The organism is Neobacillus drentensis, from assembly GCF_036962765.1.
GTDB lineage: Bacteria > Bacillota > Bacilli > Bacillales > Cytobacillaceae > Neobacillus > Neobacillus drentensis_C.
On sequence record NZ_JBALOS010000282.1, the window covers coordinates 1 to 6,552 of the forward strand.

The 6,552-nt window shown below is 35.7% G+C and carries 4 protein-coding genes and 1 pseudogene; 3 read left to right on the forward strand and 2 right to left on the reverse strand.

Features of this window, described 5'->3' with window-relative positions; translation table 11 throughout:
• The first annotated feature begins 233 nt into the window (after positions 1–233).
• Together V7137_RS26855 and V7137_RS26860 are read left to right on the forward strand one after the other, a co-directional pair.
• The gene (locus V7137_RS26855) at positions 234–992 is read left to right on the forward strand and encodes an SDR family NAD(P)-dependent oxidoreductase (RefSeq protein WP_335700906.1); all 759 of its coding nucleotides are present in this window, start codon (positions 234–236) and stop codon (positions 990–992) included.
• 459 nt (positions 993–1,451) lie between these two features.
• Positions 1,452–2,987 (forward strand): ABC-F family ATP-binding cassette domain-containing protein, encoded by a 1,536-nt coding sequence (locus V7137_RS26860; RefSeq protein ID WP_335700907.1) that lies wholly within the window; start codon positions 1,452–1,454, stop codon positions 2,985–2,987.
• A 466-nt stretch (positions 2,988–3,453) separates the two neighbouring features.
• Here the strand turns inward: V7137_RS26860 and V7137_RS26865 are convergent, their stop codons facing one another.
• The gene (locus V7137_RS26865; RefSeq protein WP_335700908.1) at positions 3,454–3,753 is read right to left on the reverse strand and encodes a hypothetical protein; all 300 of its coding nucleotides are present in this window, start codon (positions 3,751–3,753) and stop codon (positions 3,454–3,456) included.
• Between the two features lie 397 nt (positions 3,754–4,150).
• Positions 4,151–4,648, reverse strand: a complete 498-nt coding sequence (locus V7137_RS26870) for a kinase (RefSeq protein ID WP_335700909.1) — start codon at positions 4,646–4,648, stop codon at positions 4,151–4,153.
• Positions 4,649–5,489: 841 nt separating this feature from the next.
• Between V7137_RS26870 and V7137_RS26875 the strand changes: the two are divergent.
• Positions 5,490–6,251, forward strand: a pseudogene (locus V7137_RS26875) (COG4705 family protein); the annotation flags it as partial.
• Positions 6,252–6,552 lie beyond the last annotated feature (301 nt).

The following is a 6,552-nucleotide window of genomic DNA, read 5'->3' on the forward strand; positions in this document are numbered from 1 at the left end:
TGACATAATAAACAGGTATTCCATGAACTTCCGAAATAAGCTGGCATATATATTGTAACTCCTCCATGGATATTTCCATCTATTTCATCTACTCCATCCGTTTTTTAAATCGGTTACACTGTTTATATTTTACAATAAGAAAATACTATTTTCCGTAGAATAATACAATAATTCATTCTTAATCAGCAATAAAATAGGGGATGTAAGAAATCTTAAACAAAGGGGAAATGAACATGGAATTAGCAAATAAAATTGCCGTTATCACTGGTGCAGGAAGTGGCATAGGAAGAGCAAGCAGTTTGAAACTTGCTAGCAACGGAGCAACCGTTGTCTTAGTTGATTTTAATAAAGAAACAGGGGAAAAAACATTAAAGCTTGTGAAAGAGCAAGGTGGAGAAGGCATCTTCGTTCAGGCCGATGTATCGAAAAGTGAAGATGTGCAAAACTATGTTAATAAAGCAGTCGAAACATATGGCCGCATTGATATATTTTTCAATAATGCAGGTGTTATTCAAAAGTTCGCACCTTTTACTACAGTTGAAGAAACCGAATTTGACCGAGTCATGTCCATCAATGTAAAAGGAGTATTCCTTGGATTGAAATATGTCCTAAAAGTCATGGAAGAGCAAGGAAGCGGATCGATTATTAATACGGCTTCTACTGCAGGAATTCGTCCTGAGCATAGTGTAGCTATTTATTCTGCCAGCAAACATGCAGTTATCGGTTTAACGAAAGGTGCTGCATTAGAATATGCTAAAAAAGGAATCCGAATTAATGCGCTTTGCCCTGGCGGTGTTCAAACAGCCTTAACTGCTAGTGTTGCTGAGCAGTTTGAAAAAAGCGGTTACGTTCCAGACGAGATTTCAAATATGAGAATGGGTCGTTATGCTGATCCGAATGAACTTGCTGAAATGGTGGCTTTCTTAGCATCAGATAAAGCAAGCTATATGACTGGTTCAATTGCACTTGTAGATGGTGGTTTAACTCTATAAGCGATTGAAACATCATGCAGGGGTCATCATTTCTGAGTATATTCTCGTGATGCAATAATAACATAAATGGTAAAGAAGGTCCTTTCAATGATGAATACCCAGCATAGAATTTTTATTAGAAAACTTAGCTCCGTGCAAATGTATACGATGAAGCATTGTGCGGAGCTTAATCAGGAAGCCTATTGCTTCCTCTATTCATCGGCAAATAGCTTGCTAAAAAAAGTGTAGTATTACTATGCTTATTTGCGTATGACTATTTACCGATGAATAATTGATTAAAGGGCCAGAGACAATGCTTTGTCTCTGGCCCTTTGTTTTGGATATTTCAATAAGCTTTCACCACATTGAAATAGTATTTGTTGGATCTATCAATGCAGCAAAACCACCAAAGCAAAGAGCTAGCGTCTTTTGTGACGCTTTCTCTTTGCTTTTTTTATTTTTAGGAAAAGAGGAATTATGATGAGTTTACTTGAAGTCAGAAATCTAACCCACAGTTTTATAGACAAAATTCTATATGATAAAGCAAGTTTTGATTTATACAAAGGTGAACATATGGGAATTGTAGGACAAAATGGGGCCGGAAAAAGTACCCTAATAAAAATATTGATGGGAGAAATCATTCCGGATAACGGAATGATTAAATGGCAAAGGGATATTCGGATTGGCCATCTTGACCAATATGTGGAAATCAGTGGAACCAAAACAATTATTGATTATTTGAAAACAGCATTTGCCCATTTATTTGAACTAGAAAAAAAACTGAATGATAACTATCAAGAAATGGCGATTACAGGTAATTATGATCTCATGGACCAAGCAGCAAACTATCAGGAGAAGCTTGAAGCGAGTGAATTTTATTCAATTGAAATCCTCATCGATAAAGTCGTTTATGGCTTAGGAATTAATGCAATTGGCATTGATCGCCCCATTCAGGAGTTGAGCGGCGGCCAGAGAGCGAAAGTGATTCTTGGAAAGCTATTGCTTGAAAAGCCCCATGTATTATTGTTGGATGAGCCAACAAATTTTCTCGATAAGGAACATGTGGACTGGTTAGCAAGCTATTTAACCGGATTCGATGGTGCTTATATAGTTGTTTCTCATGATATCGATTTTCTTGAAAAAATATCATCTTGCATCTGTGATATCGAGTTTGGAGCGATCAAAAAGTATGCAGGGAAATACTCAGATTTTCTTCGTCAAAAAGAGCATTTGCGAGCGGATTATATTCGTCAATATGATGCTCAACAAAAAAAGATTGAAAAAACGGAGGAATATATTCGAAGAAATATTGCTGGAGTAAATAGCAAGATGGCTCAAGGACGCCGGAAGCAGCTCGAGCGGATGGAACGAATGGCTCCACCAACCTTTACTACTAAGCCGACTTTTATCTTTCAGGATGTTCCACTTTCCGCACAGATCGCTCTTAAGGTACATGACCTTGAGGTTGGTTATGGTAAACCCCTTTTGCCCAAATTAAATTTCTCTGTTTTAGGAGGGGAAAAGCTTGTGATAACAGGCTTTAATGGAATCGGAAAATCCACATTGCTAAAAACACTGGTTCAACGTATTTCGGCCGTAGCAGGTAGTTTTCGGTTTTCGGAATCAGTAAAGATTGGTTATTTCGAGCAAGATTTAACATGGGAAGATGGCACAAAAACACCTATCCAAATTATCTCAGATTTTCACCCAAAATTGAATGTGAAGGAAATTCGAAGTCGGTTGGCTCAATGTGGAGTGAAGGATACTCATACTTCACAAGCAATTGGGACACTAAGTGGTGGTGAACAATCAAAGGTGAAATTATGCCTGCTCCTTCTTAAGTCTTGCGATTTCCTCATCTTGGATGAACCAACCAATCATTTAGATGCAGAAACAAAAGAAGCTTTACAAAATGCAATCGTTCAGTTTAGAGGCAGTGTCTTACTCGTTTCTCATGAAGAAAAATTTTTTCAAAAGTGGGCGGATCGTTTTCTAAATATTGAGGATGTCGTATAGTGCGGCTCCATTTTTTCATATATTAAACAGTGAAAAGTCCCTTAGACGTTTTTATTAAAAGTGAAAAAAAGTAAGTCTTACTGAATAAACAAAGGACTTTCATAGAATGTCAGACAATATATAAAAGGTACATCACTAAGATATAGTGTTGTACCTTTTTACTTTTATAAGCCCTCTAAATGACTTATTTACAACAACATAGTATGATTTACCACTACAATATTTAAGTTGTTATCAAACAAAAGCACCCGTTAGCCATCCATACAGCGGAAAAATCGTCGATGCACCACAGAGAATGAAAGTAGGGTTTTTGTGGTCATATTGATATTGGCGACATGAGGTTTAATTTATGGCTTAGTTTTAAAAATTTAAATTGCTGGGTCTACTTTAGTATTGTCATTTTTAGATTTTCACTGTTTTATACTTTCATGGTAGTACCACAACACATTTCCACCATACCTACTTCTTAATCGAAACGTTCTGTATCAAATCCATCCAAAATATCCTCTAATTCTGTAAGAAAATTTAGTTGTACAGGAGCAGGGATTTGCTCCATCCACTTTTTTATTTCAGGTAGCTCCTCAGCCTCATCTATATTTGTTGGCTTTGGATGAAGAGTTGCCCACCATTTCTTCAATTCATCGATAAATTCATAAAAGTAGCGTTCAAATCTTTCTGCCCATTCTGCCCCTTCATCACCAGAAGTCTTTTGCATCATACTCCAGGCTTCCATTGCTGTTTCGAAGTACTCATCAATCATCTTCATTTGGAACTCCTTTCTACATACAGTTATATTCTTTCATTCTCTCATTGTAACAGTAGAAAGCTATGGTTCGGTACTAATGACTTACCAATGCCTCGTAATTTATATGGAATATCTACATACACCTTCATTTGGACCTCATTTTCATTTACATCATAAATTTAGCTCGTTGTATACGCAAGCCTCTAATCTGCTAAAGATTATAGAATAAAGAATAAGCCATAAATCCTATTTAAAGTAATGCTTAAATATGTTTTCGGCAGAGGGAAAATATCTTCTTCTTATCAAACTAAACTGCTAACGTTTGTGGAATAAGAAAAACCAGCTAGTTTATCAGCTGGATCTTTAACTCTTGCACCCTATAGTTGAAGAACATTAGTATTTCAAACAATCGAAATAATTACTTTTGCAGTTGATTAAAAATCAGTTTCAATATGTCGTTCTGTGACATATCATTAGTCAGTATTGTTTCTTCATCTACGCCAAGATAATCGTTTGGGTTCCACCAGGCACGTAAAGAATCTTCTCCGAATTCCATCTTTTTCGGACTAGAGTTGTGACGTATGACTGTTTCCTCAAAGGATAAATCAAAATAATAAGTATATGTCTTTTGGTTAAAGAACTGGATTAAGTTATTCAGCATTTCACCATAACGATTTTTATACAAGATTCCTTCCACAATAACAAATTCACATTTATCTTTACCGTATTCTGCGATTTGGCGAATCAAATCAATTGAAAGGTTCCCTTCTCTATCGTGAACCTTCAACATTTCACGGCGAACGGTATCCTGAGAAACCAAGAGCGTTCCATGACCCAAATGATTTTGAAGACTTTTCGCAGTCGTTGTTTTTCCACTCCCAGAGTTTCCTCGTATGATAATTAGCTTAGATTCCATATTCTCCCCCTACGCATCCTAATTGCCTTCTATTTATATAATCTTCTATTGGTTATAACAACATTTTCTTATTTTTAATGCATTCGATATAGAAATTAATTATTCCTTCTTCAACTCCTGCTCCGTTAGTTGAAGAAGAAAAAGGCTACCAAAATGACAGCCTAGATCTTAAACAAAAGCACCCCTTTACTATAAGTGTATTTGTTCACAAACTTTTCGATAGGAATTTAATGAGGTTTTACAATATTGTAAAACCTCATTAATGGATAATATAAGGAAAATATTGAGATACCATCAACAATGAAATTGGGATAGACTTGAAAACCTTAATATTTCCCCTTTTTGGTAAAATAACTTCACGTAATCCCTTCTCATCCTTTCCTCCTCCCAGTATGAAAAATTACTTTCCCTTCTTCAACACTCCTGGACCGTAAGTACATTAAGAAAATGCAGCTTATACTTAATAGACACTTAAGTTAATTTTAATAAGTTTTTAATAAATAGCCCCCCAATTTCTATTATAGTAGAGAAGTAGAGACTAACATCATCTCAAATGAACATAAGCGATGGAAACAATGACTACTTCCGAAATGGAGATGAGTTCCTTTTTAAGAAAACTTAGCATTTTCTGAACAAACTGAAATAGTCAACCTTCAGATCGTTAAATGATAAGCAAAGAATCACAAGTCACCATATTTTTTGAAATCGTCAAGATTATGGCAACCATTGTGGGAGAAACTGCGCGGACTTCCTAAATGATAAAATTTGGATGGGTATCCTTATTTAGAGAGAGAAATAAAATTAAGTTGTGGGGAACCACTTTAAAGAAAGGAAATTATATATGCAAGAAAACCAAAATAAAATGAAAATTTTACTTAACAAAGTGCCACAAGTGACGATTTTCTTTTGGATCATCAAAATTTTGTGTACAACTGTTGGTGAAACATTTGCTGATTTCATCAATTTCAACATTGGACTTGGTTTAACTCTTACTACCATTATTATGGGAGTTGCATTTTTTATTTCATTGTTTTTTCAATTTAAAGCAAGCAAATATGTTCCAGCGATTTACTGGGTAACAGTTGTTCTTATAAGCGTATTTGGAACATTGGTAACGGATAACTTGACAGATAATATGGGCGTACCACTTGAGGTTAGCACAGCTGTTTTCTCGGTGCTACTTGGACTGACTTTTCTATTATGGTATCTTAGTGAAAAAACACTATCGATCCACTCGATTTTTACTAGAAAAAGAGAGGTTTTCTACTGGCTTACAATCCTTTTCACCTTTGCACTAGGAACAGCGGTCGGCGATTTATATTCCGAACAACTTGGTTTTGGTTATCTTAACACAGGAATAGGCGTTGTTATTATTATTGCTCTTGTGTTCTTAGCTTATAAATTTTTGAAACTTGACGGAGTATTAGCTTTCTGGATTGCGTATATTTTAACTCGTCCGCTTGGAGTGTCAATTGGAGATTACCTATCTCAATCAAAAGTAAATGGCGGATTAGGACTCGGGACAACCGTTACGAGTGTGATTTTTCTTATCGCTATTTTAGCGATCATCGTTTTCCTTGCCGTTTCAAAAATTGATACAAATGCTAAAAGTGATATAGCAGAAACAAACCAAAGAAATGCAAATAAGAAACATGTGCTAACACAAACAATTGTTGTACTCGTAATTTTCTTAGTTGTTGGGATAGGTGGTTATAACTGGCGCAGTAATAATATTGCATCACAAGGTGCTGCAGAGCAAGCTACATTAGCAGGTCAATTAAACGATTTTGTTAAAATTGAAAATGATATGCAAAACGCTGTAAATAAAAACGACGTTTCTTCAGCAAAAAAAGGCGCTGATAATTTGGAACATCAGTGGGATACACAAGAACCTAAGCTTCGAA

Coding starts and splice junctions, on each gene's coding strand:
- V7137_RS26865 (WP_335700908.1), bottom strand. CDS start 3,753: ATGAAGATGATTGATGAGTACTTCGAAACAGCAATGGAAGCCTGGAGT.
- V7137_RS26860 (WP_335700907.1), top strand. CDS start 1,452: ATGAGTTTACTTGAAGTCAGAAATCTAACCCACAGTTTTATAGACAAA.
- V7137_RS26855 (WP_335700906.1), top strand. CDS start 234: ATGGAATTAGCAAATAAAATTGCCGTTATCACTGGTGCAGGAAGTGGC.
- V7137_RS26870 (WP_335700909.1), bottom strand. CDS start 4,648: ATGGAATCTAAGCTAATTATCATACGAGGAAACTCTGGGAGTGGAAAA.